At 73.4% G+C, this 24,947-nt stretch carries 25 protein-coding genes; 10 read left to right on the top strand and 15 right to left on the bottom strand.

All coding sequences use genetic code 11. The features are described from left to right. Positions 1–163 precede the first annotated feature (163 nt). Positions 164–1,621 (bottom strand): aminotransferase-like domain-containing protein, encoded by a 1,458-nt coding sequence (locus ACYVOO_RS14335; RefSeq protein ID WP_461016043.1) that lies wholly within the window; start codon positions 1,619–1,621, stop codon positions 164–166. Here ACYVOO_RS14335 and ACYVOO_RS14330 point away from each other — a divergent pair. Continuing rightward, positions 1,620–2,660, top strand: a complete 1,041-nt coding sequence (locus tag ACYVOO_RS14330) for a DMT family transporter (protein WP_461016042.1) — start codon at positions 1,620–1,622, stop codon at positions 2,658–2,660. The genes ACYVOO_RS14335 and ACYVOO_RS14330 overlap by 2 nt on opposite strands. Before the next feature lie 157 nt (positions 2,661–2,817). Further along, complete coding sequence (locus ACYVOO_RS14325; protein ID WP_453345057.1) at positions 2,818–3,009, top strand: DUF1918 domain-containing protein; 192 nt, start codon at positions 2,818–2,820, stop codon at positions 3,007–3,009. Between the two features lie 57 nt (positions 3,010–3,066). Here the strand turns inward: ACYVOO_RS14325 and ACYVOO_RS14320 are convergent, their stop codons facing one another. After that, positions 3,067–4,317, bottom strand: coding sequence for a glycoside hydrolase family 10 protein (locus ACYVOO_RS14320; protein WP_461016178.1), 1,251 nt, complete (start codon positions 4,315–4,317; stop codon positions 3,067–3,069). Between the two features lie 372 nt (positions 4,318–4,689). Here ACYVOO_RS14320 and ACYVOO_RS14315 point away from each other — a divergent pair, with 372 nt between their 5' ends. Continuing rightward, on the top strand, positions 4,690–5,550 hold the full coding sequence (locus tag ACYVOO_RS14315; protein WP_461016041.1) for a 3-hydroxybutyryl-CoA dehydrogenase: 861 nt from the start codon (positions 4,690–4,692) through the stop codon (positions 5,548–5,550). A 193-nt stretch (positions 5,551–5,743) separates the two neighbouring features. On the opposite strand, the gene ACYVOO_RS14310 is transcribed toward ACYVOO_RS14315, so the two are convergent. Next, positions 5,744–6,229 (bottom strand): hypothetical protein, encoded by a 486-nt coding sequence (locus tag ACYVOO_RS14310; RefSeq protein ID WP_461016177.1) that lies wholly within the window; start codon positions 6,227–6,229, stop codon positions 5,744–5,746. A 430-nt stretch (positions 6,230–6,659) separates the two neighbouring features. Here ACYVOO_RS14310 and ACYVOO_RS14305 point away from each other — a divergent pair, with 430 nt between their 5' ends. The 6 genes from ACYVOO_RS14305 (at position 6,660) to ACYVOO_RS14280 (ending at position 9,590) form a co-directional block, all read left to right on the top strand. Continuing rightward, positions 6,660–7,817, top strand: a complete 1,158-nt coding sequence (locus ACYVOO_RS14305) for a helix-turn-helix domain-containing protein (protein WP_461016040.1) — start codon at positions 6,660–6,662, stop codon at positions 7,815–7,817. Between the two features lie 136 nt (positions 7,818–7,953). After that, complete coding sequence (locus tag ACYVOO_RS14300) at positions 7,954–8,310, top strand: hypothetical protein (protein ID WP_461016039.1); 357 nt, start codon at positions 7,954–7,956, stop codon at positions 8,308–8,310. 38 nt (positions 8,311–8,348) lie between these two features. After that, the gene (locus ACYVOO_RS14295; RefSeq protein ID WP_461016038.1) at positions 8,349–8,624 is read left to right on the top strand and encodes a hypothetical protein; all 276 of its coding nucleotides are present in this window, start codon (positions 8,349–8,351) and stop codon (positions 8,622–8,624) included. After that, on the top strand, positions 8,621–8,899 hold the full coding sequence (locus ACYVOO_RS14290) for a hypothetical protein (RefSeq protein ID WP_461016037.1): 279 nt from the start codon (positions 8,621–8,623) through the stop codon (positions 8,897–8,899). The genes ACYVOO_RS14295 and ACYVOO_RS14290 overlap by 4 nt, the downstream gene beginning before the upstream one ends. Further along, positions 8,896–9,081 (top strand): hypothetical protein, encoded by a 186-nt coding sequence (locus ACYVOO_RS14285; protein ID WP_461016036.1) that lies wholly within the window; start codon positions 8,896–8,898, stop codon positions 9,079–9,081. The genes ACYVOO_RS14290 and ACYVOO_RS14285 overlap by 4 nt, the downstream gene beginning before the upstream one ends. 14 nt (positions 9,082–9,095) lie before the next feature. Continuing rightward, positions 9,096–9,590: a hypothetical protein gene (locus tag ACYVOO_RS14280; RefSeq protein WP_461016035.1), complete on the top strand. Its 495-nt coding sequence runs from the start codon at positions 9,096–9,098 to the stop codon at positions 9,588–9,590. A 393-nt stretch (positions 9,591–9,983) separates the two neighbouring features. On the opposite strand, the gene ACYVOO_RS14275 is transcribed toward ACYVOO_RS14280, so the two are convergent. The 8 genes from ACYVOO_RS14275 to infC form a co-directional block, all read right to left on the bottom strand. Further along, entirely contained in the window at positions 9,984–11,630 is a 1,647-nt protein-coding gene (locus ACYVOO_RS14275; protein ID WP_461016034.1) for a PP2C family protein-serine/threonine phosphatase, read from the bottom strand. A gap of 104 nt (positions 11,631–11,734) precedes the next feature. Beyond that, on the bottom strand, positions 11,735–14,260 hold the full coding sequence (pheT, locus tag ACYVOO_RS14270) for a phenylalanine--tRNA ligase subunit beta (RefSeq protein WP_461016033.1): 2,526 nt from the start codon (positions 14,258–14,260) through the stop codon (positions 11,735–11,737). Further along, entirely contained in the window at positions 14,260–15,393 is a 1,134-nt protein-coding gene (pheS, locus tag ACYVOO_RS14265) for a phenylalanine--tRNA ligase subunit alpha (RefSeq protein ID WP_461016032.1), read from the bottom strand. The genes pheT and pheS overlap by 1 nt, the downstream gene beginning before the upstream one ends. A gap of 253 nt (positions 15,394–15,646) precedes the next feature. Then, a complete protein-coding gene (locus ACYVOO_RS14260) occupies positions 15,647–16,786 on the bottom strand; it encodes a sensor histidine kinase (RefSeq protein ID WP_461016176.1) in 1,140 nt (379 codons plus the stop codon). Positions 16,787–16,930: 144 nt separating this feature from the next. Continuing rightward, positions 16,931–17,788: a TrmH family RNA methyltransferase gene (locus ACYVOO_RS14255; protein ID WP_461016031.1), complete on the bottom strand. Its 858-nt coding sequence runs from the start codon at positions 17,786–17,788 to the stop codon at positions 16,931–16,933. Between the two features lie 142 nt (positions 17,789–17,930). After that, positions 17,931–18,314 carry a 50S ribosomal protein L20 gene (gene rplT / locus ACYVOO_RS14250; RefSeq protein ID WP_453345045.1) on the bottom strand — a complete coding sequence of 128 codons (384 nt, stop codon included), beginning with the start codon at positions 18,312–18,314 and terminating at the stop codon, positions 17,931–17,933. Positions 18,315–18,402: 88 nt separating this feature from the next. Beyond that, positions 18,403–18,597 carry a 50S ribosomal protein L35 gene (gene rpmI, locus ACYVOO_RS14245; RefSeq protein WP_028431538.1) on the bottom strand — a complete coding sequence of 65 codons (195 nt, stop codon included), beginning with the start codon at positions 18,595–18,597 and terminating at the stop codon, positions 18,403–18,405. Between the two features lie 116 nt (positions 18,598–18,713). Then, positions 18,714–19,385 (bottom strand): translation initiation factor IF-3, encoded by a 672-nt coding sequence (gene infC / locus ACYVOO_RS14240; RefSeq protein ID WP_461016030.1) that lies wholly within the window; start codon positions 19,383–19,385, stop codon positions 18,714–18,716. Positions 19,386–19,705: 320 nt separating this feature from the next. Here infC and ACYVOO_RS14235 point away from each other — a divergent pair, with 320 nt between their 5' ends. Further along, positions 19,706–20,086 carry a DUF1844 domain-containing protein gene (locus ACYVOO_RS14235; RefSeq protein ID WP_461016029.1) on the top strand — a complete coding sequence of 127 codons (381 nt, stop codon included), beginning with the start codon at positions 19,706–19,708 and terminating at the stop codon, positions 20,084–20,086. A gap of 32 nt (positions 20,087–20,118) precedes the next feature. On the opposite strand, the gene ACYVOO_RS14230 is transcribed toward ACYVOO_RS14235, so the two are convergent. The 4 genes from ACYVOO_RS14230 to ACYVOO_RS14215 all read right to left on the bottom strand — a co-directional run bounded on the left by ACYVOO_RS14230 (position 20,119) and on the right by ACYVOO_RS14215 (position 24,768). After that, a complete protein-coding gene (locus ACYVOO_RS14230; RefSeq protein WP_461016175.1) occupies positions 20,119–20,868 on the bottom strand; it encodes an MIP family channel protein in 750 nt (249 codons plus the stop codon). A 185-nt stretch (positions 20,869–21,053) separates the two neighbouring features. Next, positions 21,054–21,800 (bottom strand): SseB family protein, encoded by a 747-nt coding sequence (locus ACYVOO_RS14225; RefSeq protein ID WP_461016028.1) that lies wholly within the window; start codon positions 21,798–21,800, stop codon positions 21,054–21,056. A 95-nt stretch (positions 21,801–21,895) separates the two neighbouring features. Continuing rightward, positions 21,896–23,077: a type VII secretion-associated serine protease mycosin gene (gene mycP, locus ACYVOO_RS14220; RefSeq protein WP_461016174.1), complete on the bottom strand. Its 1,182-nt coding sequence runs from the start codon at positions 23,075–23,077 to the stop codon at positions 21,896–21,898. A 191-nt stretch (positions 23,078–23,268) separates the two neighbouring features. Further along, the gene (locus ACYVOO_RS14215; protein ID WP_461016027.1) at positions 23,269–24,768 is read right to left on the bottom strand and encodes a hypothetical protein; all 1,500 of its coding nucleotides are present in this window, start codon (positions 24,766–24,768) and stop codon (positions 23,269–23,271) included. Positions 24,769–24,947: the final 179 nt, after the last annotated feature.

Below are 24,947 nucleotides of genomic sequence, written 5' to 3'. Positions count from 1 at the left end.
TCAGCGCCGGGCCCGAGTCCGCAGCCGGAACCGGAACCGTCCCGGACCCGGACGGCGCCGGGCGCCGAGCGGGCTTGCTTCCTGTCCGCCTGGCGCGCTGCCCGGCGCACAGCGGGCCCCGTACGGCCGCCTGGCCTCCGCTCACCGCGAGCCCTCCTCCCCCTCAGCCTACCGGCCGCCCGATGACCTCCTCGCAGGCGGCCCGCAGCCGCTCCACGCCCTCCACGATCTCGGACTCGGCCGCCGCGGGCGCGAACGTCAGCCGCAGGTGGGGCGCGGCCGACTCGGCGGCGAAGTAGGGGCGGCCCGGGGCGACGGCGACCCCGGCGCGGAGCGCCGCCGCGGTCAGGGCCCGCTCGTCCGTGCCGTCGGGCAGGCGCAGCCACAGGTGGTAGCCGCCGCGCGGGGCGTGTGCGAGGGGCAGCCCGGGGAGCCGGGTGGCGAGTGCGGTCAGCATCACCTCGCGCCGCTGCCGCAGCCGGCCCGCGACGGTGCGCAGGTGGCGCCCCCACGCGGGAGAGCCGACCAGTTCGAGCGCGGCCTCCTGGAGGGGCCTGGGGACGAAGAAGCTGTCGACGATCTGGACGGCGCGGAGCCGCTCCAGCACGGGCCCGCGCGCGGCGAGCGCGCCAACCCGCAGGCTCGGCGAGGTGATCTTGGTGAGGGAGCGGATGTGGACGACGACGCCGTCCGGGTCGTCGCCGCGCAACGTGGGCGGCAGCGGCCCCGCGTCCTCGTGCGCGAGGTGCCGCGCGAAGTCGTCCTCGACGACGAAGGCCCCGGCCTCGCGCGCCACGCGCAGCACCTCGGGGCGCCGCACGGGCGAGAGCACAGCACCGGTCGGGTTCTGGAACAGCGGCTGGCAGACGAAGACGCGCGCGCCGCTGGCCCGGAACGCGTCGGCGAGCAGTCCGGGGCGCACCCCGTCCGTGTCGACGGGCACGGGCACGGGCCGCAGCCCGGAGGCGCGCGCGGCGGCGAGCATGCCGGGGTAGGTGGGCGACTCGACGAGCACGGCGGCGCCCGGCGGGGCCAGCGCGCGCAGCGCCGTGGTGATGGCGCTCTGGCCGCCGGCCGTGACGAGCACGTCGGCCGCGCCGACGGCGCCCGCCGCGCCGCCGATCTCGCGCGCGAACCAGCCCCGCAACTCGTCCACGCCCTCGACCGGCGGGCGCCCCCAGGCTCCGGGCCGACGTGCCGCGCGCGCGAGCGCGGCGGACAGCGCCCGCTCCGGCTGCCAACTGGGCGGCAGATAGCCGCCGTTGAGTTCGATGACGCCGGGCGGCGGCTGGGTCAGCGTGGCGAGCACGCCCTCGGCGTCGACGCCGCGCGGTACGTCGTCGGCCGACGGGTCGGCGCTCAGGGCGACCTCCTGCCAGGAGGTGTCCCCGGTCTCCGGCAGCGGCGCGCGCCGCTCGGCCCGGTAGGCGCCGGAGCCGGGGCGGGTGACGACCAGCCCCTCGGCGGAGAGCGCGGAGAGGGCGCGCGAGACGGTGACGGGGCTGACGCGGTACCGGTCGACGAGCGCCCTGCTGGAGGGCAGCTTCTCACCCGGAGAGTAGCGGTTCACCTCGCCTCGGAGGCGAGTGACCAGTTCCGCGACGCTGCTACTCTGCTGCATGAGAGCACAGGATAGCGCTACCGCCGAGTCCCCGATAGCGGTTCCCGCCCCGCAGGCCCTGGACGCCCCGGCCCCGAACTCGGCCTCGGGCCCGGCCCCCGTCGCGAGCGCGCCCACCCGTACCGCCGCACCGCCGGCCCCCTCCCCGGAGGAGAGCCCGCACCCGTGCCCGGCCCCGGCCCCGCCCCGTTCCGGGCTGTTCCTCGCCGTCCTCGGCGTCGTCTGCTTCTCGCTCACCTTCCCCGGCACCGCCTGGGCCCTGGAGGGCTTCGGCCCCTGGTCCCTGACCACGCTGCGGACGGTGCTCGCCGCCACCGTCGCGGGGATCGCGCTCGCCGCACGCCGGGTGCCGCCGCCCGCGCGCCGTCACTGGGCCGGGCTCGCCGTCGCCGCGTCCGGTGTCGTGATCGGCTTCCCCCTGCTCACCACGCTCGCGCTCCAGACGTCCACCACCTCGCACGCGGCCGTCGTCGTGGGCCTGCTGCCGCTGACGACGGCGCTCTACTCCTGCGTACGCACCGGCGCCCGCCCCTCGCGCGCCTTCTGGGTCGCGGCGTTCGCGGGGGCCGCCGTCGTCATCGCCTTCGCCCTCCACCAGAGCGGCGGCACCCCGACCACGGGCGACCTCTACCTCTGCGGCGCCCTGCTGATCTGCGCGGCCGGATACGCGGAGGGCGGGAAGCTGGCCCGCGAGCTGTCGGGCCTGGAGATCATCGGCTGGGCCCTCGTCGCCTGTCTGCCGCTGGCCGTTCCCGGCGCGGTGATCGCGCTGCTGGCCGAGCCCGTCGAGCTGACCGCGCACTCCGTGACGGGGCTGGTGTGGGTGGCCGCGGGGTCCCAGTTGCTCGGGCTCATCGTCTGGTATCGCGCCATGGGCGTCGCAGGGGTGGCCAAGGCCAGCCAGGTGCAGCTCGCGCAGCCCCTGCTCACCCTCGTCTGGTCGGTGCTGCTGCTCGGCGAGCACCTGACGCCCGCCGCTCCCGCCGCTGCCGCAGCGGTCCTGGTGTGCATCGTCGTGGTGCAGCGCAGCCGCGCCTGACGACGGGGCCGCGATGTCCGACGACGGGGGCGGCGGCGCCTGGCGCCGGGGGAGCAGCGCGTGACGCCTGGGGGCGAACTCCGGTCTCCCGCCGTAGACTTCGGACCACAGCTCGGACATTACGACCGTACCCCCGCCGAACAGGAGGGCCCTGTCGATGCGAGCCAATACGGGTGACCGTCTGCTGGTGCACGGACGGGTCGTGGGCCAGCACGACCGCGTCGCGGAGATCGTCGAGGTGCTGGGAGCGGACGGCGAGCCGCCGTACCGGGTCCGCTTCGAGGACGGTCACGAAGCCGTCATGTCGCCAGGGCCTGACTCCGTGGTCCAGGTGCGGGACGAACGCTGACGCCCCAGGGGCCCGGACCGCCGGGCCCCGCCCGCCTGTCCACCCGCCCCGCGACCGTCAGCGCCGCTCCGTCGCCGACGTCGCGTAGTGGTCGGCCACCACGCGGTCCATGGCGCCGATCAGGTCCTGGGACACCTCCTTGGCCGAGAAGAAGACATGCCCCCTGACCTCGGGGAAGTCCCGGCAGAAGGTGAGGTGGCGGGAGAGTTCGGCGGGGTCCTGCCAGGGCGCGGGCTGGCCCGCGGCGCCCGCCTTGTAGAGCGCCTCGCCGATGTGCAGCCGTACGCGCGTCCCGCGCACCGTGTCCGCCCACCAGGGCACCAGCTTGGCGTAGTCGGCGGCCTGGAAGCCGATGTGCCAGTAGACCTGCGGGACGACGTAGTCGATCCACTCCTCGCGCACCCAGCGCCGGGTGTCCGCGTAGAGGTTGTCGTAGGTCTGCACCCCGGCCTGGGTGTCGGAGCCGAGGGGGTCGGTCGCCTTGTTCCGCCACACACCGAACGGGCTGATCCCGAAGCGCACGCGCGGTCTGACCGCGTGCACCCGCTCCGCCATCTCCCGCACCAGCAGGTCGATGTTCTCGCGCCGCCAGGAGGCGAGGTCGGGGAAGCCCTGGCCGTAGCGGTGGTAGGCGTCGCTGTCGTCGAAGATCTCGCCGAGGACGGGATACGGGTAGAAGTAGTCGTCCCAGTGGACGCCGTCCACGTCGTAGCGCCGCACCGCGTCGAGCATCGCGTCCTGCACAAACCTGCGTACCTCGGGCAGGCCTGGGTTGTAGTAGAGCTTGCCGCCGTACGGGACCACCCACTCCGGGTGCAGCCGCGCGGGGTGCCCGGGCACGAGGCGCGACGGGTCCTCGTGCACGGCGATGCGGTACGGGTTGAACCACGCCTCCACCTCCAGGCCCCGCCGGTGGGCCTCGCGCACGACGTAGCCCAGCGGGTCCCAGCCCGGGTCCTTGCCCTGCTCGCCGGTCAGCCACTCCGACCACGGTTCGTACCGGGAGGGCCACAGCGCGTCCGCCGTCGGGCGGGCCTGGAAGAAGACCGTGTTCAGACGGCGGCGTACCGCCGCGTCCAGATAGGCGCGCAGCTCGGCCCGCTGCTGCTCGGGACTGAGCCCCTGCGCGCTGGGCCAGTCCCTGTTGGCGACGGTGGCCAGCCACATGCCCCGCATCTCCCGGTGACGTCCACGCCCGCGCCCGCGTGCGCTCGCGTCTCCCGCCGCGAGCCCGATGGTCCCGGTGGCCGCCATACCGGCCGCGACGGCGCCGAAGCGTCTTCGTGTGATGTGCCCCGTGCGATACATGCGCCTCATGAGCCTCAGCTCCCTCTCTACGGGCCCTACGGGATGGAGACGGCCTCTCAGGGGTCGAGTCAGGGGTCGAGCGGTCCACGCACCGGCCACGCACCGGTCCGCCGATGATCCCGCCCGCCGACGGGCCCGTACACCCCCGGCACGCCCTGATACACCCCTCCGTACGGGTTCATCGCGCGCCGCTCACGCGCCGGAGCGTCGGCTTGACATTAAATGATCATGGACAGTTGGGTGAGCTATCGCACCCGCCCCACAAGCCCCGGACACGCACAGGTAACGTCGAGCGGCGAGGTGGCTCGGCCGGGACGCTCCTGACGCTCCCGCCGGCTCCGCCAGGACCCCAAGATCAGCGAAAGGCACGATGTGACCGACATCGAACGCGTCGGAGTGGTGGGCTGCGGCCAGATGGGCGCCGGCATCGCCGAGGTGTGCGCGCGGGCCGGACTGGATGTCATGGTCGCCGAGACCACGGGCGAGGCCCTGGAGCTGGGCCGCACCCGGCTGGTGAACTCCCTCGGCAAGGCCGCCGAGCGCGGCAAGCTCACCGAGGAGGAGCGCGACGCCACACTGGCGCGCCTCACCTTCACCACCGACCTGGGCGACTTCGCCGACCGCGATCTCGTCATCGAGGCGGTCATCGAGAGCGAGCAGGTCAAGACCGAGATCTTCCAGGTCCTGGACCAGGTCGTGACCAGGCCCGACGCGATCCTGGCCTCCAACACCTCCTCCATCCCGCTGGTGAAACTGGCGGTGGCCACGTCGCGGCCCGACCAGGTCATCGGCATCCACTTCTTCAACCCGGCCCCCGTGCAGCGGCTCGTCGAGCTGATCCCCGCGCTGACCACGGGCGAGGAGACGGTCAAGCGGGCCGAGGCCGCGGTGAGCGGGATACTCGGCAAGCACACCATCCGCGCCCAGGACCGCTCGGGCTTCGTGGTCAACGCGCTCCTGATCCCCTACCTGCTCTCCGCGATCCGGATGTTCGAGACGGGCATCGCCAGCCGCGAGGACATCGACAACGGCATGGAGATGGGCTGCGCCCACCCCATGGGCCCGCTCAAGCTGACGGACCTCATCGGCCTCGACACGGTCGCCTCGGTCGCCGACTCGATGTACGCCGAGTTCAAGGAGCCGCTGTACGCCGCTCCCCCGCTGCTCCAGCGCATGGTCGACGCGGGCCGCCTGGGCCGCAAGGCGGGCGCGGGCTTCTACGCCTACGCCTGACGCCTGCCACCCGTCGCCCCCGCACGGGGCGCCCCCGCGACACCAGCACCGAAGGCCGCTCCCCGAGTACACCCGGGAGGCGGCCTTCACTGGTCGTGGCCGGCGGGGGTGTCGGTGCCCGGGGAGTTCTCGGGGAGACGCGACGGGGCCGACGGGGCACTGCTCCGGGGGCGGGCCCAGCGACCCGGCGTGGTCAACCGCGCGTCGCGCCCTCCGGCCAGACCACATCCACCGGCAGCCCGGCCCCGTGTGCTTCCTCCACCACGTCCGCCGTGCCGCCGCCCTTGCCCGAGGGCGGCTGCCCGTCCCAGACCGCGACCAGACGGTCGGCCCGCTCCAGCAGCACCGCGTTCGCCGCCTCGTACGCCTGCCGGTTCGCCGACGCGTGGGGCATCACCAGGACCTCGTCGGCCGCCCCGACGAGCCGGTCGAACGTGGCGGCATGCTCGGGCTTCACCTTCGCCCGCCGGTAGTCCTCGCTCGGCACGACCACGACAAGCCGCCCGCCGACCGCGAGCAGCGCCTCAGCGAACAGGGAGTCGCTGCCCTTCGCGATGCACGAGACGCCGGTCAGATCCGACGGCTCGTAGCCCGCGAGCAACCGCTCCAGCCCGGCCCGTACCAAGGGGACGGTGCCGTCGGTCAGATCCATGTGCCCGGTCACCGCGATCGTGGTCACCACTCGGTCCCTTCTCAGCTCGCCAACAGGCCCCGCAGCCGGTCCCGTACCTCCCGCACCGGACGCGACACGCTGTGCCCGACCGTATACGGGTACGGCTCGCCCAGCCGGTCCGCATACACCCGCGTGTACGCCGCCAGCAGCTCAGCACGAACATCCGCCAGGTCGTCAGCGCCCCTGCGGGGATCTCCAGCCCCGCGCCATTCACACCTCCCGCGTCTCCTCGATGAAGTCCCGGGCCACGCCGGACAGGGGTTCGACACGGCCACGCGCGAGGCGACGGGGCCACCGTGCCCGGACCCGTGTTCGCGCCGGTCGCCTCCCACGCGTCATGCCCAAGAGGCAGCCGCCCGTGGACAGTCGGCCACACGAGAACGGCCCTGCGCCGTAGCCTGGTGACGCGACTCACAGGCAGATACGGAGCAGGCCCATGTCCCAGCAGTCTTCCGACCCTTGTGCGTCATCAGCGATCGGACGGACGATTGTCGAGCTACGCCGGGCCGTCGGCTGGTCACAGACGCGGCTCGCCGATGAATTCTCCAAGGTCTCCGGCCAACCCTGCACCAGGCAGGACGTCTCCCGCTGGGAATGCGGGAAGCGGACCCCGCGCCTACGGACGCTCCGTGCCCTCGCTGCCGCCCTCCAGGTGCCCGTCCAGATACTGGAGTGGTCTGCCGTGCACCGTCGTACGTTCGTCACCGATATCGCCGCCACCGCCATAGCGCCCGTCGTCGCCTCCGATCTCGTACTGAACGGCTTCGAGGCCGCGCTCACCACCTCCGCGCCGGACATCGACCAGTGGCGGGAGACCCTGACCGCCTACGGCCACGACTACATGTCCATGGGCGCCGCCGACATCCGGCGGCGTCTGACCAGCGATTTGGTCCTCCTCCAGCGGCAGGCCGACCGGCCCGAGCTGTGGGGCATCGCCGCCAAGCTGATGACCCTGTACGCCAAGACCTTCCCGGGCAGCGACGGCGTGAAGGCCGTGAGCTGGTACCGCATGGCGGCGCGGGCCGCCGACCGTTCCGAGGACACCGACACCCGGGTATGGGTTCGCGGCCGGGCAGCCATCGCGCTGGGATACGAGGGTGCCGCGCTGCGCGTCGCCGACCAGCTGGCGGCCGAGGCCCTGGCCCTCGATGACCGCCCGTCCCTCGGCCGCCTCAACGCCGTCATGGGACGCGCGCACGTCGCCGCGATCCGGGGCGACCGGCGAACCGCCGTTGCCCTCGCGGACGAGGGACACAGGATTCATGACCGGGTCGGTTCGCACGAGCAGGCATCCGACTACGCGGTACCGCACTGGCGGCGGAACGTCGACCTCTCCATGCTCCTCGCTCGTCTCGGGGAGGAGCGAGGGGCGGTCGAGGCGCAGGAGGTGGCCCGCAGGGAGCTGCCCCCCGAGCTGCCCCGGTTCGCCACCCACCTGGAGATGCACCGTGGCCTGATGATGGCTCGCGCGGGCGACCAGGCCGGGGGCGCCCGGTATGCGCGCGCCGCGTTGGACAAGCTGCCGCCGGAGAAGCACAGCCTCTCGCTGAGGATGCTGCTGGACGAGATCCAGCGCGGGGCCGGCGCTACCTGATTGGCCGACAGATTGGCTACTCCCAGGGCACGTTGGCCCCGTGATGCTGGTCGTCATGTCAGGCATCCAGCTTCAACACGCTGTCCGGTCGTGGGCGCCTCCAACGGGAGTCGCCGCCGAGTTACTGCCCGCCGGGGTGTTTTGGGACGCAGCCATCGTCCCCGCATATCTGGGGGATCGGGTGCTGGCGCGGCTCGGTCGTGAGTCGGGGGCTGTGATCCGGGACCCGTACGGGCACCGGCTGACGTGGCTGGTGCCGCCCGGCGCGACGAACGGGTGGGTCATCCCCGAGACCTCGTGGGTGCAACTGCTCAGCACCGCGCAGCATGTGACGGTTCCGCCCGGCTGGTGTACGCGGTCGGCCTTCACGCACTGGGTGCGGAGCTGGGCTGAGCACGGGCTGACCGACGCACGGTTGCTGTATGTGGTGCTTGACGCGGTCATCCGGGCCGAGCACGGGCCCCGCGACGATGTGAGCGGGGCCGGGCGGTGAGCCCGTGCTGTGTCCGTTGCCGTCAGCGGCCGGGCACGGTGGAGATCTACGTCCTGTCCGGGGACGGGGCAGCCCCGCGCGCTGTTCCGGTGCGGATCTGCGACGACTGCGCGCGGCGGGCCGCCGAGTGCTGTTTCCGCTGCCGCCAGGCGCCCGGCACACAGGTCGTCCTCGACCTGTACTCCGGCGACGAGCGGGGCGCGAGCCCTCAGACACGCACACGCACCGTCCCCGTGAAGGTCTGCGACGGCTGCGCGGCCGACATCGCCGCCGAGGACGAGGCCCGTGCCGCGAGCACGGGGGCGGATCGGTGACCGCCCGCACGTGCGAGGTGGAGGACGACGACCACGTGGGCCCCGTCATGCGCTACCTGGCCACCGCGCGCTATCCGTGGCACGAGCCGGTGTGGCTCTGCCCCGGACACGGCGCATACCTCCCCCTCGCAGCGATCCGCGCCGACGTCACCGGGGAGACCGTCGCCCGCGCCATCACCGTCTTCACCGGCGCCGGAAAACACCGCACCGACGACACCGAACCCGAGCCGGACGCCGAACCCGCGCCCACCCTGCGCGTGGTGCGCACACCGTGACCGGGGTCTGTGCCCAGTGCGGCTGCTGGACCGCCGAGGGCCGCATCATCCAGTGGCACGGCCCGGACCAGCCCGTCCTGGCCTGCCCCCTCTGCCCGCCAGGACGACGCGAGCAGATCGCCTCCGTCACCGTCCTCGCCGCACTCATCGTCACCCTCATCTACGCCCTCACTCGCCACTGATCTGGAGCAGCCCCGTGCCCCGCGACCACACCGTTCTCATCCCCGCCGACCCGGAAGACGTCTTCTACGACCCCCACGGCTGGACCACCACATCGGGCTTCCCCGTCGCTGTACTCGACGGCCAGCAGCAGCACTTCGTCATGCGCCGCATCCAGGACCGAGCCGTACGCCTCATGTACGAACTCCCACACGGCCCCGTCTTCCTCACCAGCTACCCGCGCCCCATGCCCTCCGGACAGGTCATCGAGATCATGGAAGGCAACCTCGCGACGCTCCTCACCGCCCACGCCTGCCACCCCCTCCGCCTCCGCGAAAAGGGCGAACGCGTCACCGTCGACGGGGAGACACGGGACTGCGTATCCACCCTGCTCGCGCCTCGCCACTGGTGGCACGCCCGCCACACCCGCATCGGCAAGGCGCTGACACACGAGGGCCGCACCGTCATCCTCACCGCGCCCCTCGTCGGCGGACGCACCCTCCAACTCACCACCGTGCCGCCCACAGCATGAGCGGACCGGTACCGGCCACCGGCCGGGAGTCGGCCACGGCCGGGAGGGGACGTGGTGGGGTGTCCCCGCAGGACGAGCAAGTCACCGGCCGAAAGCCAAAAACGAAACCTTCACGCCGAGGAGACACCCCGGCGCGGCACCGACCCCCACCACACACGCACCCCACAACCACCGGCCGAAACCGAGAATCACGCGGCGCAAGCCGCGTCGGACCTGCACCACACGCCGCGCCGAAGCCACCGGCCCGCACCCGAAAAACGCCCCACCCCGTGAAGCCGCACAAAAACCAGCGCGGGACCCTACGGCACCCACCACACCGGCCCACCGTCCCGCGCAACACCCCCGACACAGGGGGCCACCCCGAAACACCGAACAGCCCCGCCCCCAGAGCCCCTACGCGTACGGCTGCCCCCGCGACGTCCCGTCCCGTTCGCCCCGCCCACCCCTGCGCGGACCCTGTTCGTCGGGGAGGCCCGAGACGCGGGGGCAGGGGACACGGGTGGTGGACGGGTGTGGGCGGGGCAGTTCTCGTTCCGGGGTGGGCGCGGCGGGGCCCGGTTCGCCGGGGACGCGGCAGTGGTCGTTGCGGAGGGCGAGGAGCGCCGCGTCGTCGCTGAGCCGTCCGCCGGTGTGGCGCAGCAGCGAACCCCGTACGGACTGGACGAGCGCTGCTGGCCCCGGCCGCCCCGCGAGCGCGGACAGCAACGCCTCGGCCAAGGGGAAGTAGGCACCGTCCGCGTCTCTGGCGTCCTCCGCACCGTCGGTGTGCACGAACAGCCCGTGCCCCGGCGCCAGCCGCAGCAGCAGGGGCCGGGGAAGCCTCGCGGGCAGCGGGAAGAGCCCGAGCGGGGGCAGCGGTTCGGTCTCGGAGACCGGCTGGGCGCACGGCGGCCCGTGTTCCGGGACGGAGAGGCGGTAGGGCCAGGGGTGGCCGCAGTTGAGGAAGGCCACCGAGCCGTCCCGGCCCACCTCCAGCAGCAGCACGGTCATGAACTCCTCGCCCGCGTCCGGCACTTCGGCCGCCGCGGGGGAAGGCGCCCGCCCCGCGCTCCCGTGTGTCTCGGCACCGCCGTACCCCGGACCGTCGTACGGATCGCCCAGCGCCGACGCCGATACCGGCGCCGATCCAGCTCCCGGTACCGGTGCCATGCCCGGCGACCCCCGCCCCGCGCGGCGCTCGCACAGATGCCGGGACAGCCCCCGCTCCATGCGCCGCAGCACCCCGCCGAGCGAGGGCTCGTCGTAGACCGCCTCGCGGAAGCTGCCGAGCACGGCGGACACGGTGCCGATCGCCGGGAGCCCGTGGCCCCTGACGTCCCCCATGACGACGCGCACGCCGTACGGGGTGGCCACCACGTCGTACAGATCGCCGCCCACCGAGGCGTCCCGCGTCGCCGACAGATACGCGGACGCCACCGAGAGCCCCTCGACGCGCGGCGGCACAGGCCGCAGCAGCACCTCCTGCGCCGCGGTGGCGACGGTACGGGCTCGCGTCAGCTCACCGGCGAGCCGCCCGCGGCGGCGCGCGGAGAGATAGCTGGCCGCCACGACGGACAGGACCGCGGCACACGTGCCGAACCGGCCGCCCACGCTCTCGCGCTCGCCCTCGTACGCCAGGGCCGAGCCGAGCGGAGAGAGCGCCAGCAGCGCGCAGGCCCCGCCCGCCACCACGCCCCGGCGGTGCCCTGTCCCCGCGCAGGCGACGGCGGGGGCGGCGGCGAGGAGTGGGACGGCGTGGGTCTCGAAGGGCACGCGGGCCTCCCAGGCCAGCACCCCGAGGACCCACAGCGCCGGAAGCACGAAGGGCGCGACGAAGACCAGGGCCCTGCGGACCCGCGGCGCGCGGGATGCGGCGCCGGTGGCGGTGGAGGTGTGCGGTGTGTGCGGTGCGACGACGGCGCCCCCTTTCTGCTCGCGGTCCTTCCGGCGGGCCCGCTCCGGCCGACGGGCCCGCTCCGGCCTCGCGCCGCCCCTGGGGCCATGACGATGGTGGAGGAGCGCTGGTCCGGATTGACCATGTTCCTGGGAATACTCACCCAATCGAGTGAGCAGGCCAGGGCGCCGCGCGCAGCCGCGACAAAGCGAGGGGCGCGCGGCAGAAAATGCCGCGCGCCCCTCGCCCCACCACCAGGTTTCCGGTGTCCCTACGCCCCGCGCAGCACCGCACCCGTCCGCTCCACGGCGGCAGCCACCGCCGCGTCCCGCGCGGCGCTCGCCTCCTCCGCCTTCAGCGTGCGGTCGTCGGCGCGGAAGCGCAGCGCGTACGCCAGGGACTTCTTGCCCCCGCCGACCTGCTCGCCCGTGAAGACGTCGAACAGCCGCAGCGACTCCAGCAGTTCGCCCGCGCCCGCGCGCAGCGCCGCCTCCACGTCGGCGGCCGGGACGGACTCGTCCACGATCAGCGCGACGTCCTGCGTGGCCACGGGGAACGTGGACACGTGCGGCGCCCGCAGCGGGCCGCTTCCGGCGCGCTCGACGAGGCCGAGGTCCAGCTCCATCGCGCAGGTGCGCGGCGGCAGGCCGAGCGCCTTGAGCACGCGCGGGTGCAGCTCGCCCGCGTGTCCGGCGAGGGTCTTCGCGCCGTCGACGGTGACGTACAGCGCGGCGCACCGGCCCGGGTGCCACGGCGCGTACCTGGCGTTCTCCGTCGTCAGCTCGGCGCGGGCCTCGCGGGCCACCGAACGGGCCGCCTCGACCGCGTCCGCCCAGTCGGCCGGACGCCCCTTCCCCCACCAGCCCGCCTGCTCGCGCGCGCCCGTGAGGACGACGGCGGCGTGGCGCGGCTGCCGCGGCAGGGCGCGCTCCAGCGCGGCGATCTCCTCGGCGGCGGGACGGCCCGCGACGCTCGGGCGCGGCGCGGCCGTCTCCTCGCCCGTCGGCCGGAAGACAAGACCGGTCTCGAAGAGCGCGAGGTCGTGGCTGCCGCGGCCGTCGTTGCGGCGCAGCGCCGCGAGCAGCCCGGGCAGCAGCGTGGTGCGCAGCGCGGGCTCCTCGTCGGAGAGCGGGTTGACGAGCCGGACCGTCGCACGGCGCGGATCGTCGGCCTCCAGGCCGAGCGCGTCGAAGGCCGCGTCCCCGACGAAGGGGTAGTTGAGCGCCTCGACGTAGCCCGCGCCCGCCAGTGCCCGCCCGACGCGGCGGTGCAGCCGCTGCGACTCGGTCAGGCCCCGGCCCGCGGGGGGCTTGGGGAGCGTGGAGGGGAGGTTCTCGTATCCCTCCAGGCGGATGACCTCCTCGGCGAGGTCGTTCGGGTCCGTCAGATCGGGCCGCCAGGAGGGGACCGTGACCGTCAGCTCGTCCTGCCCGTACACGTCGCAGCCGACCTGCTGGAGGCGGCGCACGACGGTCTCGCGGCCGTAGGCGACGCCCGCGACCCGGTCGGGGTGGTCTGCCGCCACCTTGATGGTGCGCGGCCCCGAGGGCGCGACGATCTCGGTGACCCCGGCCTCGGCCGTGCCGCCCGCGAGCAGCACGAGGAGATCGACGGTGCGCTGCGCCGCCGCCGAGGCGGCCTCAGGGTCGACGCCGCGCTCGAAGCGCTTGGACGCCTCGGAGACCAGCTTGTGCCGCCGCGCCGTACGGGCGATGGCGACCTGGTCGAAGTGCGCGGCCTCCACCAGGATCTCGCGGGTGCCCTCGACGCGCCCGGTCTCCGGGTCCTGGGTGGCCCCGGCGATCTCGGTGTTGGCGCCGCCCATGACACCGGCGAGCCCGATGGGGCCGCGGTTGTCGGTGATGAGCAGGTCCTCGGGGTCCAGCTCCCTGACGGTGCCGTCGAGCGTGGTCAGCTTCTCGCCTGCCTCGGCACGGCGCACGCCGACGGGCCCGTCGAGGCGGGAGCGGTCGTAGGCGTGCAGCGGCTGGCCCAGCTCCAGCATCACGTAGTTGGTGATGTCGACGGGGAGCGAGACGGGCCGCATGCCCGCCTTCTGGAGCCTGCGCTTCAGCCAGATCGGCGACCGCGCCTCGGGCCGCAGCCCGGTGACCGTGCGCGCGGTGAAGCGGTCGCACGCCTTGGGGTCCGCGACCTTGACGGGGTGGCCGTAGGAGTTGGGCGTGGGCACGTCCAGCAGCGCGGGGTCGCGCAGCGGGAGGCCGTAGGCGGTGGCCGTCTCGCGGGCGATGCCGCGCATCGACAGGCAGTAGCCGCGGTCCGGGGTGACGGCGATGTCCAGGACCTCGTCGACGAGCTGGAGCAGCTCGATCGCGTCGGTGCCGACCTCGTACTCCGGCGGCAGCACGATGATGCCGTCGTGGTCGTCGCCCATGTCCAGCTCGCGCTCGGAGCAGATCATGCCCTCGGAGACATGCCCGTACGTCTTACGGGCCGCGATCTTGAAGTCGCCGGGCAGGGTGGCGCCGGGGAGGACCACGACGACCTTGTCGCCGACGGCGAAGTTGCGGGCGCCGCAGATGAGGTTCTGCGGCTCGCCCGTGCCGTTGGCCTGGCCGACGTCCACCTGGCAGTAGCGGATGGGCTTCTTGAACTCGGTCAGTTCCTCGATCGCGAGGACCTTGCCGACCACGAGCGGACCTTCGATACCGGCACCGAGCCGGTCGACGGTCTCGACCTCCAGGCCCGCCGAAATCAGCTTCGCCGCGACGTCGCGTCCTGTCTCACCGGCCGGCAGGTCGACGTACTCCCGCAGCCACGAAAGCGGGGCCCGCATCAGATCTCCATCCCGAACGGCCTGGTGAAGCGCGCGTCACCCTCGACCATGTCTCGCATGTCCTCGACGTTGTGGCGGAACATCAGCATCCGCTCGATGCCGAACCCGAAGGCGAATCCGCTGTACTTCTCCGGGTCGACGCCGCAGGCGCGCAGCACCCGCGGGTTGACCATGCCGCAGCCGCCCAGCTCGATCCAGCCCTCGCTGGAGCAGGTGCGGCAGGGGTTGTCGGGGTCGCCGACCGACTCGCCGCGGCACTTGTAGCAGACCATGTCCATCTCGGCGGACGGCTCGGTGAAGGGGAAGTAGTTGGGCCGCAGCCGCGTGTGCACTCCCTCACCGAACAGCGAGCGCACCATGTGGTCCAGGGTGCCCTTGAGATCGGCCATGGTCAGGCCCTCGTCCACGGCCAGCAGCTCGACCTGCGTGAAGACGGGGGTGTGGGTCGCGTCCAGCTCGTCGGAGCGGAAGACGCGGCCGGGGCAGATGACGTAGACGGGGGGCTCGCGGTCGAGCAGCGTACGGACCTGCACGGGCGAGGTGTGCGTCCGCAGGACGACACCGCTGTCACCGTCCGCAGCGCCGCTCTTCCCCGGCCCCTCGACGAAGAAGGTGTCCTGCATGGTGCGGGCCGGGTGGTCGGGGCCAAGGTTGAGGGCGTCGAAGTTGTACCACTCCGCCTCGACCTCGGGGCCCTCCGCGACCTCGTAGCCCATGGCGACGAAGATGTCCTCGATGCGCTCCATGAGCGTGGTCAGCGGGTGGCGGGCCCCGGCGGGCACGCGGTCGTAGGGCAGCGTGACGTCCACGGCCTCCTCGACCAGCACGCGCTCGTCGCGCTCGCGCTCCAGCTCCTCCTGGCGCAGCTTGAGCGCCTTGCCGACCGCGCCGCGGGCCTGGCCGACGCGCTTGCCCGCCTCGGCCTTGGCGTGCGGCGGCAGGGCGCCGATCTCGCGGTTGGCGAGGGCCAGCGGGGAGCGGTCGCCCGAGTGGGCGGCCTTCACCTCGCGCAGCGCTTCGAGGTCACCGGCGGCGGCGATCGCCGCGATCGCCTCGTCCTTCGCCCGGTCGATCTCTTCCGGTTTCAGTGCCTCGACCTCGACAGGGTCGTACGACTTATTGGGTGCCGACATCTCTTCCCGTGCTTCCGATAGATGGCTCCGCTCCGCTCCGCCTCCGCTGGGCGAAGAGGCATCCGGCAGCTGAGCGCGCGCTTTGCCCCAGACCTTGGTGCGATCAGACCTTGGTGCGAAAGGTGCCAAAGGCCGAGTCTAAAGGGGCCTGCCTGGTCTCTTGTACGCGGACGTGTCCGCACCGGTGTCCGCACCGGTCCGCGGGGAGACGTCCGCACCGGCCCGTGGGCCGCCGGGAAGCCCGTGGCGCGGGTCAGGCCATGAAGGCCGGAGCGCTCACGGGCAACGTAAATCGGAACTGGGCGCCGCCCGCCTCGGCGGCGCGGCCGACCGTGATGGTGCCGCCGTGCGCCTCGACGATGCCCTTGACGATGTAGAGGCCGAGCCCGGTGCCGCCGCGCTTGCTGCCGCGCCAGAAGCGGGTGAAGACGCGGCCCATCGACTCCTCGGGGATGCCGGGGCCTTCGTCGCTCACGGTGACCGCCGTTCCTTCGTCGCCTGTACGGGTGGGCGCTGGCGCCACCTCGATCGTGACAGTTCCCTCGCCGTGCCGCACCGCGTTTTCCAGCAGGTTGCCCAGCACCTGGTCCACCTTGTCCGGGTCCGCCCACAGCGCGGGCAGCGGCCCGCTGATGCGGGTGACGAAGCGGGAGGCGGGCTGGCCCGCGGTGGTGTGCGCCTCGATGTGACGGCGGACGGCCGCGGCCATGTCGACGGGCTGACGGCGCACCTCCAGCCGTCCCGAGTCGATACGGGAGATGTCCAGCAGCTCCGCGATGAGCCGGGTGACGCGGTTGGCGTCGGCGTCCACGGTCTCCAGCATCAGCCGCTTCTGGTCGTCGTTGAACCGCTCCCACTTCGCCAGCAGCGTCGCGGTGAAACCTTTGACCGACGTCAGCGGGGAGCGCAGCTCGTGCGCGACGGTGGCGATCAGCTCCGCGTGCCCCCGCTCCGTGCGCCGCCTGGCCTCGGTGCCGCGCAGGGTGACGACGAGGCGGTGGACGGGGCCCGTGGGGCGCGTGCGGACGTACCGCGCGGAGACCAGCACCTCGCGGCCCCCCGGCAGCAGCAGGTTCCGCTCCGGCTGGCTCTTGCGGGTGGCGAGGCCGCCGTAGGGATCGGTGAGCTGCCACCAGCGGTGGCCCTCCAGATCCTCCAGCGGCAGCGCACTGTGGATGGGGCGCCCGAGCGCGTCCTCGGCGCTGCACCCCGTGATCCGGGCCGCCGCGCTGTTGAAACAGATCACCTGTCCGGTGTGATCGGCGACGACCAGGCCGTCCGGCAGGTCGTCGGGCAAGAGGCCGAGCGCGTCCTCCGCTGCCTGGCGCTGCTGTCCCGGCGAGCCGAAGGAGCGGACGAACTCGACGCGGGGGGCCGCGGGGGCGTCGCCGATCCGCTCGGGACCCGCGCCCTCGTCCGAGGTCACGGTGTGCTCGGTGGCCGGGGCGCCGCGCGCGCGCCTCCCAGGAGTCTCCACATTCGCCACGCCGCACCCCCTCTCCCCTCCGGGCTTCCCCGTCCCGGGCCCGCCACCCTACTAGCTCTCGGTGACGGAGCGGCACCCTCCAGCGGACCGCTGCGCACGGGCCGAGGCATACAGGCACACTGCGGCAGCCGTCGCGAGATTGAGGCTCTCGGCACTGCCGTGGATCGGAACACGCACCGTCGCGTCCGCGAGTGCGCGGGTCTCCTCCGGGAGCCCCCACGCCTCGTTACCGAAGATCCACGCGGTGGGCGCGCCCATGGTTCCCGCGTCCAGCTCGTCGTCGAGGTCGCTCTCGCCCGCGCCGTCGGCCGCGAGCACCCGCACCCCGGTCTCCCCCAGGCCGCGCGCCGCCTCCTCGACGGGCACGCCGACGGCGACGGGGAGGTGGAAGAGCGACCCGGCCGAGGCGCGTACGGCCTTGGGGTTGTAGAGGTCCACGGAGGCGTCCGTGAAGACGACGGCGTCGGCGCCCGCCGCGTCGGCGCAGCGCAGCACGGTGCCCGCGTTGCCCGGGTCGCGTACGTGCGCGAGGACGGCCACCAGGCGGGGGCGCGCGGCGAGCACGTCGGCGAAGGGCCGGTCGACGAAGCGGCAGACGCCGACCAGGCCCTGCGGGGTCACCGTCTGCGCGATGTCCGCGAGGGTCGCCTCGTCGGCCAGGTGGACGCGGGCGCCTTCCGCACGTGCGCGGGCGAGGATCGCGTCGTGCCGCTGGGCCGCCTCGGGCGTGGCGAACAGCTCCAGCAGGGTGGGCCCGCCGTCCGCACCGCGGTGCGCGACGGCCTCCCGTACGGCCTGCGGCCCCTCGGCGAGGAAGCGGTGGTCCTTGCCGCGGAAGTTGCGGCGCACCAGCCGCCGCGCGGCGGCCACGCGCGCGGAGCGCGGGGAGATCAGCTCGGGGGTGCCCATGGGCGGCGGCTCACTTCTCACGTCGTCACGTCGTCTGTCACTGGGTCTGTCGCCGGATGCGGCGGTGCGGGCCCCGCACACAAGGACGGACCCGCAGGCCAGGGGCCTGCGGGTCCGTACACGCGCGCTCTGCGGCCGTGCTTCAGGCGGCCTTCGGAGCGTTGACGTCGCTCGGCAGGGCCTTCTGGGCCACCTCGACGAGCGCGGCGAACGCGTTGATGTCATTGACCGCCAGCTCGGCCAGCATCTTCCGGTCCACCTCGATGTTGGCAGCCTTCAGACCCTGGATGAAGCGGTTGTAGGTGATGCCGTTGGCGCGGGCAGCGGCGTTGATCCGCTGGATCCAGAGCTGACGGAAGTCGCCCTTGCGCTTCTTGCGGTCGTTGTAGTTGTAGACGTAGGAGTGGGTGACCTGCTCCTTCGCCTTCCGGTAGAGGCGGGAGCGCTGGCCGCGGTAACCGCTGGCCTGCTCCAGGATCGCCCGGCGCTTCTTCTGAGCGTTGACCGCCCGCTTGACGCGTGCCACTTGATAACTCCTTGTAGGCGGGGCCGGTGAGCATGGTTCCGCTCATCCATCCGGCCCGGAACGAATGGGTCCCGGTCGTGCGGGGGTCTTACTTGCCGAGAAGCTTCTTGACCTTCTTGGCGTCGGCCGGGGCCATCTCGGTCTTGCCGGCAAGGCGGCGCGTCAGTGTCGAGGGCTTGTGCTCGAGAAGGTGGCGGCGACCGGCGCGCTGGCGCATCACCTTGCCGGAGCCGGTGACCTTGAAGCGCTTGCGGGCACCACTGTGCGTCTTGTTCTTCGGCATGTCGCCGTACTCTCCTCGTCGGTGGTGCTTCCCTCGTCCTCCCGTCGACGGACGGGCACACGGAAGCACCAAGTCGTTCGTGTGTGTGTCCCGGGGCGGGTGCCCCCGGAGGGGGCTCACGCCTCGGCGGGCTCCTCGGCCTGCTGGGCGGGCTGCTCGCTCGGCTGCTCACCAGGGTTCTCGCTCTGGTGGCGGCTGACCTTGCGTGCGGCCTGCGCCTCGCGGGCCTCGGCCATCGCCTCGGTCTTCTTCTTGTGAGGACCGAGAACCATGATCATGTTGCGGCCGTCCTGCTTCGGGTTGGACTCCACGAAGCCCAGGTCGGCCACATCGTCAGCGAGTCGCTGGAGCAGGCGGAAGCCCAGCTCCGGGCGGGACTGCTCACGACCGCGGAACATGATCGTGATCTTGACCTTGTCACCCTGCTTGAGGAACCGGACGACGTGACCCTTCTTGGTGTCGTAGTCGTGCGGATCGATCTTCGGCCGGAGCTTCATCTCCTTGATGACCGTGTGCGCCTGGTTCTTGCGCGATTCACGGGCCTTCATGGCCGACTCGTACTTGAACTTTCCGTAGTCCATGAGCTTGCAGACAGGCGGGCGGGCCTGTGCCGCCACCTCGACGAGGTCGAGGTCGTACTCCTGCGCAAGCTCCAGGGCCTTGGCAAGCGGCACAATGCCGACCTGCTCGCCACTGGGACCGACGAGTCGCACCTCGGGGACACGAATCCGGTCGTTGATGCGGGGCTCGGCGCTGATGGGGCCTCCTCGGGTGCACCGCGCGGCCATCTGGCGAACGGCCGCACATGAGTCTGTTAATGGTGACCACCGCGCCGGAACGCACAAAACGCCCCGGACAGGACACAAGCGGGGCTCCTCATGGACCGGGAGCACCGCCGTGAGAACCCACGGGGCGCAGCCTGACCTTTGACCCGCGATCCGGGAGATCGCCAGGTGGGAGTTTGAAGAGCCTCCACTTGTGGGCTGGAGATCACGAGCACGCGGTATACGAGAGCGCAGTCTTCAGCCGGTCGATTTCCCAGCATACCAGGGGACGCCGGTGGTCCCCACACGTCCGTGCGAGCCGGGCGCAGCATAGGCTGTGGCGCATGAGCGACACCGCATCTTCCGGATCCGCCGGGCCCTCCGGTCAGAACCCCGACTTCGACAGCATGACCCGCGACATCGCGGACGTGCCGGCCGTCGAGGTGATCACCACGGTGGCGGTGCACCTGATGAGCAGCGCCGCCGTGAACCTCGGGCTCTCCGAGGACGGCGAGCAGCACAAGGACCTGGACGAGGCCAGGAAGCTGATCCACTCGCTGGCCGGGCTGGTCACGGCGAGCGCGACCGAGATCGGTTCCTACCACGCCGGGCCGCTCAGGGACGGCCTGAAGTCGCTCCAGCTCGCCTTCCGCGAGGCGTCCCTCGTGCCGGACGAGCCCGGCCAGGGCCCCGGCGAGAAGTTCACGGGCCCCGTCTACGGCTGAGTCTCCGGCTGAGCGGATCACCGGGCCGCCGTTCAGCGGCTCGTGGATTCCGCCGGTTCGGCGTTCGCCAGCTCGTCCCGGCCCGTCTGCGGGTGGGTGACGCGGTGGACGAGCGCCGCGAGGACGGCGCCGATCAGCGGCGCGACGATGAACAGCCAGAGCTGCGTCAGCGCCGAGCCCGTCGCGAAGAGGGCCGGGCCGATGCTGCGGGCCGGGTTGACCGAGGTGCCCGTCAGCGGGATGCCGACGAGGTGGACGACGGCCAGTGCCATGCCAATAGGCAGCCCGTCAAAGCCGACGACGGCCACCTTGTGGGTCACCGACAGCACGACGTAGACCAGCAGCATCGTCAGGATCAGCTCGGCGACGAAGGCGCCGAAGGCGTTGATGTGGACCGCCGAGCGGTCGCCGAAGCCGTTGCTGCCGAACGACTCGTCGGTCTGGAGTCCCGGCACCTGCTTGGCGACGAGGAAGAGCAGCGCGGAGCCCACGATGGCGCCGACGATCTGCGCGATCCAGTAGCGGATGGCCGTGTGCAGGCTCATGCGCCGGGCCATCAGCATGCCGAGGGTCACCGCCGGGTTCACATGGCAGCCCGAGATCGGCCCGATGGCGTAGGCGAGTGCCAGCAGGGTGAAGCCGAAGGAGAGCGCGACGCCGAGGGTGCCGATGTACTCGCTCGACAGGACGGCCGCGCCGACCGCGAAGAAGACCAGAAGGAGGGTTCCGAGAAACTCCGCCGCGTAGGGCTGCGGGTTCGTCTCGACCTCTTCGGCCGACATGGACGACCGCAAAGACGACTGCATGGACGACATGGTCGGCATGACACCCTCCCGTCACGTCCGGGTGGTCGGGAGATCCGGTCCTTCCCGATCTCTCCTAGAGTGTCCGCCGCCTTCCGCCGGGCCGCACGCCGAGGCGGCGCCCACGGCGCCGGGCACGGCGCCGACGCGCCCGGCGCGCGGCGTCAGCGCCGGTAGAGGGCCCGCTCCGGGAGGGTGCTGCCGGGCGGGAGGAGCGCGAGGTCGAGCCCGTGCACGAGCCGGGAGCGCAGCGTCTCGTGCCCGGCCAGCGCCCCGGCCAGCCGCTCCGCGACCGTACGGGCCTCGGCACCGGGTTCGAGGGAGAGCGCGAGGGTGCCGTCGGAGGCTTCGCCTCCGGGGGCCAGGTGGGCGCCCGCCACCTCGGGCTCGTCGGCGAGCACCGTGCGCAGGGCCTCGGCGACGGCGGGGTCGGCGGCCGGGTCCGTGCGCGTACGGCCCTCGGCGAGCGCGTGCAGCGCGGGGCCCGTGAGCGGGTAGGTGACGGGGCCCGCGAGGTCAAGGACGAGGGTGTCTGCCCCCTCGTGGGCGAGGGCCTGGAGCGCCTGGCGCAGGGGGACGGCCACGGGGCGCGCGTCGGCGCGCCAGCGGGCCAGTGCGGCGGTGGAGGTGAAGGCGGGCAGTGCCCTGCGTCCGCCGGGCGCGGTGAGGGTGGGTACCGCCATGTCGCTGGACTTCTCGCGGCGCAGCCCGTCCTCGCCGGTCTCGCTCTCCCCCAGGACGGCGACGACGGGGACGAGCAGCCGGGCCCCGGCCAGCGCCGTGAGCAGCCGTGCCTCGGTTCCGGGGTCCGAGGGTGCCGCCTGCCAGGCGGCGAGGGCCTCGGTCAGTGCGGGGTCGGCCGAGCCGTCGTCGTCGGCGAAACCGGGGTCGGGGATGTTCTTGAGCGCCACGCCCCGAGGGTATCCGGCGGGGCGCGCGAGCCCCGAGGCCGGTACGGCTCGTGGAGTGGGGACGGGGCGCCGTCCCCACTCCCCCTCCGCGCGCCTCAGCCGTCGCGGCGGCGCGGCAACCCGCGGTGGAGCGCGACGGCTCCACCGACCAGCAGCGCGCCGACCAGCGCGGCTATGACGGCCGCCCACACCGCGTGGCCCTCGCCGTCGGGCCCCGTGCCGAAGTACTGGCTGCGGTACGGCAACTGGCTCGGTTCCTGCTTGCGGGGCTTGACGCTGGTGCCGACCTCGATGGCCGCCGACGGGTCGACGACGCCCGTGCCCAGGGCGTCGCTGCGTCCGCCCTCGGGTGTGTTGCGCGCCGTGTCCGAGAGCAGCTCCTTTATCTGCGCGGGGCTGAGGTCGGGGTGCGCCGCACGGACCAGGGCGGCGGCGCCGGAGACGAAGGCCGCCGCCGCGCTGGTGCCCCAGCCCTCGTAGTAGCGGCGGTCGGGGTCAGCGATGATCACGTCCTTGCCCGGTGCGGCGACCGTCGCGTACCAGCGGCGCGTGGAGAACGCGGCGCGCGCGCCTCTGCGGTCCACGGCGGCCACGGCGATGACACCGGGGTAGGCGGCCGGGTAGGAGACATGGTCGCCGTCCTCACCGCCGTTGCCCGCCGAGGCGACGACGACGGCGCCCTTGCGCAGCGCGTAGCGGACGGCGGCGTCTTCGCGGGCCTCGGGGTGGGCCGAGTCGCTGTCGTCGCCGAGGGAGAGGTTGATGACGTCGGCGCCGTGGTCGGCGGCCCAGCGGATGCCGTCGGCGAGGGCGCCGCCGCGCGCGTTGCGGGCCTTCTTGCGGTCCGGGTCGCTCTCTTCGAGGAGGACGCGCACGGGCAGCACCTTGGCCTCGGGCGCGACGCCGAGGACACCCTGCTTGCGGCCCTTGCCGTGCCCGTGGCCCGCGACGATCCCGGCCATGGCGGTGCCGTGCCTGGCCCACTCGCGGTCGCCCTTCTTCGCGCCCATGCCGACGAAGTCCTTGCCCTCCATGACGCTGCCCTTGATGTCGGGGTGGTCGGCGTCCACCCCGGTGTCGAGGACGGCCACGGTGATGCCGTTGCCCTTGGTGGTCTTCCAGGCGTCCTGTGCGTGGATGGCCTTGAGGCCCCACAACTGCTCCTGGACGCCCTCGCCCTGCGCGTGCGCCGTACCCGCCGTGGGGGCGAGCGCGAGGAGCGCGGCCAGCAGCACGGCGCCGCCCCTGCGGGCCAGGGCGCGCGTGCGACGGGACATCCGACGGGGGGTGCGGCGGGACCGGGTGCTCGCGGGGCCGGACCGGTGCCACGTCGTGCCGGAGTTGCCGGAGTTGCCGGGGTGGCCGGGGTGGCCGGAGTTGCCGGGGTGGCCGGAGTTGCCGGGGTGGCCGGAGTTGCCGGGGTGGCCGGAGTTGCCGGGGTGGCCGGAGTTGCCGGGGTGGTGCTCGCTCATTCGTCTTCCGTTCCGGCCGCCTTCGACGCCTTGCGCAGTCCGCGTTCGACGCGGTCGGCGATGCCCTGCGCGTCGTGGCCGAGGCCCGCCTGTGCCGCCGCCGAGTTCTCGCCCTTGCCCGTCGCGGCGGACGCGGCCTGCGGGTCGCTCACCACGCGTCCGTCGGCGAACCCGGTCACGGCGTAGACGACGACGGGCGCGTCGTCGAGCACGCGGACGGTCCAACTGGCGCGCTGCGCGTCGCCGAAGTCGGCGGCGACGGTGCCGCGCGCCGCGTACGGACGGGGCATCAGATCGGTGCGGTCGGTGAGGTTCTCCAGCGCGAACCGCTTCCTGAGCGACCCCATGGTGGCCTCGTCGGCGCGGGTGAAGACGAGGCCGACGGTGGTGACGCTGGTCGTCGTCTCGTCCGCGTAGGTGGCGCGTACGAGGCGGCTGCACCCGGCCGGGGAGAGCGCCTTGGCCAGCAGGGGGTCGAAGGCGTTCGCGCAGTCGCTGTCGGGCGCCACGGCGACCCGGGTCCAGCGCCGGTCGGCGCCGCCGGGGCCCGCCCCTTCGCCCTTGAGTACGGGCGGGAACAGCTCGTCGACGGGGACGTTGTGCCACAGGCCGCGCGTGCGGTCGAAGTCGCCCTGGGCCGCCGCCGCTTCGCCCGGATCGTCGGAGAGCCAGACGCCCGCTGCCGAGCCGCCGAGCAGCCCCGCGCCGAGGACGAGGCAGGCGGCTGCGGCGACCGTGCGGCGGGCCGGGCGGCCACGCGCCGGGTCGAGTACGGACCAAGGGCGCGCGGTGGGCGGTGCTGAGCGCTCCGCGTCGTGCTCGGCGGCCGAGCCGACGGTTCCGGTGGCGCCGGTCGTGCCGGGCGCGCCCGGCCTGCCGGAGGCGCCGGGCACACCAGGGGCTCCGGGTGCTCCGGGTCCTTCCGGTTCGCGGGGTCCCGGGATGCCGAGCGTGCGGCCGGTGGCGAGGGGGTTGCCGGTCCCGAGGGGGTTGCCGGTGGCGAGCGGGTCGCTGGTGCCGAGGGGGCGCAGCGGCCCGGCCGCGGTGACCGGCTCGACCGGCTCCTTCGGCTCGGGCCCGTCCCCGCCTCCGTCGGCCCCCTGCCCGGAGGCGCGGGCGACCGGGCCGATGGCGGGCGCGCCGGACGGTGGCGGGGGCACGTCGCTGAGCGGTGCGGGGCGCGGGCCGGTGATGGGGCGGCCGGTGGGCGGCGGAGGCTGGGGCGGCGCGGTCGGTATCGGCGGGCGCGGGCGGTCTCCGCGCCCGCGGGGAGGTGCCAGCCGGTACTCCTCCGCATCCGTGTGGTGCGGCATCTGTGGGTCGGGCTCGTCTTCCTCGCTCGGGTCCCTGCGGGTCTCCGCGCCCTCCGGTACGGCGCCGGCCCCGGCCGGTACGGCGGTCTCTGCCGGTGCGGCGGGCCCGGCCGGCTCAGCCGGTTCCGGGCCGCCGGACTCCGCGCGCGCGGCGGATGCCATGGACGGCGGAGCCGTCGGCATCGGGGGGACGCTGGGGCGCGGGGGTACGGCGGGGCGGGGCGGAAAGCTGGGACGGGGTGGGGCCACCGGCGGAAGGGGCACGCCGGTGCGGTCGGCATCAGTGCTCATCTGCACCCCTCCCGCGCGCAGTGCCACCCCACACGAATGCCTTTCGGGGCAGGCCGGTTCGTATCGGACAA

The sequence above is a fragment of the Streptomyces daliensis genome, from assembly GCF_054782395.1.
Note: the sequence above shows the minus strand (reverse complement) of the source record. Positions and strands in the feature narration are given on the sequence as shown.

Bases quoted from the DNA above. Each gene is read 5' to 3' on its own strand.
- ACYVOO_RS14335 (WP_461016043.1), bottom strand. From the start codon at position 1,621: ATGCAGCAGAGTAGCAGCGTCGCGGAACTGGTCACTCGCCTCCGAGGC.
- ACYVOO_RS14230 (WP_461016175.1), bottom strand. From the start codon at position 20,868: ATGTCGGCCGAAGAGGTCGAGACGAACCCGCAGCCCTACGCGGCGGAG.
- ACYVOO_RS14255 (WP_461016031.1), bottom strand. From the start codon at position 17,788: ATGGGCACCCCCGAGCTGATCTCCCCGCGCTCCGCGCGCGTGGCCGCC.
- rpmI (WP_028431538.1), bottom strand. From the start codon at position 18,597: ATGCCGAAGAACAAGACGCACAGTGGTGCCCGCAAGCGCTTCAAGGTC.
- ACYVOO_RS14320 (WP_461016178.1), bottom strand. From the start codon at position 4,317: ATGTATCGCACGGGGCACATCACACGAAGACGCTTCGGCGCCGTCGCG.
- ACYVOO_RS14215 (WP_461016027.1), bottom strand. From the start codon at position 24,768: ATGCCGACGGCTCCGCCGTCCATGGCATCCGCCGCGCGCGCGGAGTCC.
- mycP (WP_461016174.1), bottom strand. From the start codon at position 23,077: ATGTCCCGTCGCACGCGCGCCCTGGCCCGCAGGGGCGGCGCCGTGCTG.
- ACYVOO_RS14235 (WP_461016029.1), top strand. From the start codon at position 19,706: ATGAGCGACACCGCATCTTCCGGATCCGCCGGGCCCTCCGGTCAGAAC.
- infC (WP_461016030.1), bottom strand. From the start codon at position 19,385: ATGGCCGCGCGGTGCACCCGAGGAGGCCCCATCAGCGCCGAGCCCCGC.
- ACYVOO_RS14305 (WP_461016040.1), top strand. From the start codon at position 6,660: ATGTCCCAGCAGTCTTCCGACCCTTGTGCGTCATCAGCGATCGGACGG.
- ACYVOO_RS14330 (WP_461016042.1), top strand. From the start codon at position 1,620: ATGAGAGCACAGGATAGCGCTACCGCCGAGTCCCCGATAGCGGTTCCC.
- pheS (WP_461016032.1), bottom strand. From the start codon at position 15,393: ATGTCGGCACCCAATAAGTCGTACGACCCTGTCGAGGTCGAGGCACTG.
- ACYVOO_RS14325 (WP_453345057.1), top strand. From the start codon at position 2,818: ATGCGAGCCAATACGGGTGACCGTCTGCTGGTGCACGGACGGGTCGTG.
- pheT (WP_461016033.1), bottom strand. From the start codon at position 14,260: ATGCGGGCCCCGCTTTCGTGGCTGCGGGAGTACGTCGACCTGCCGGCC.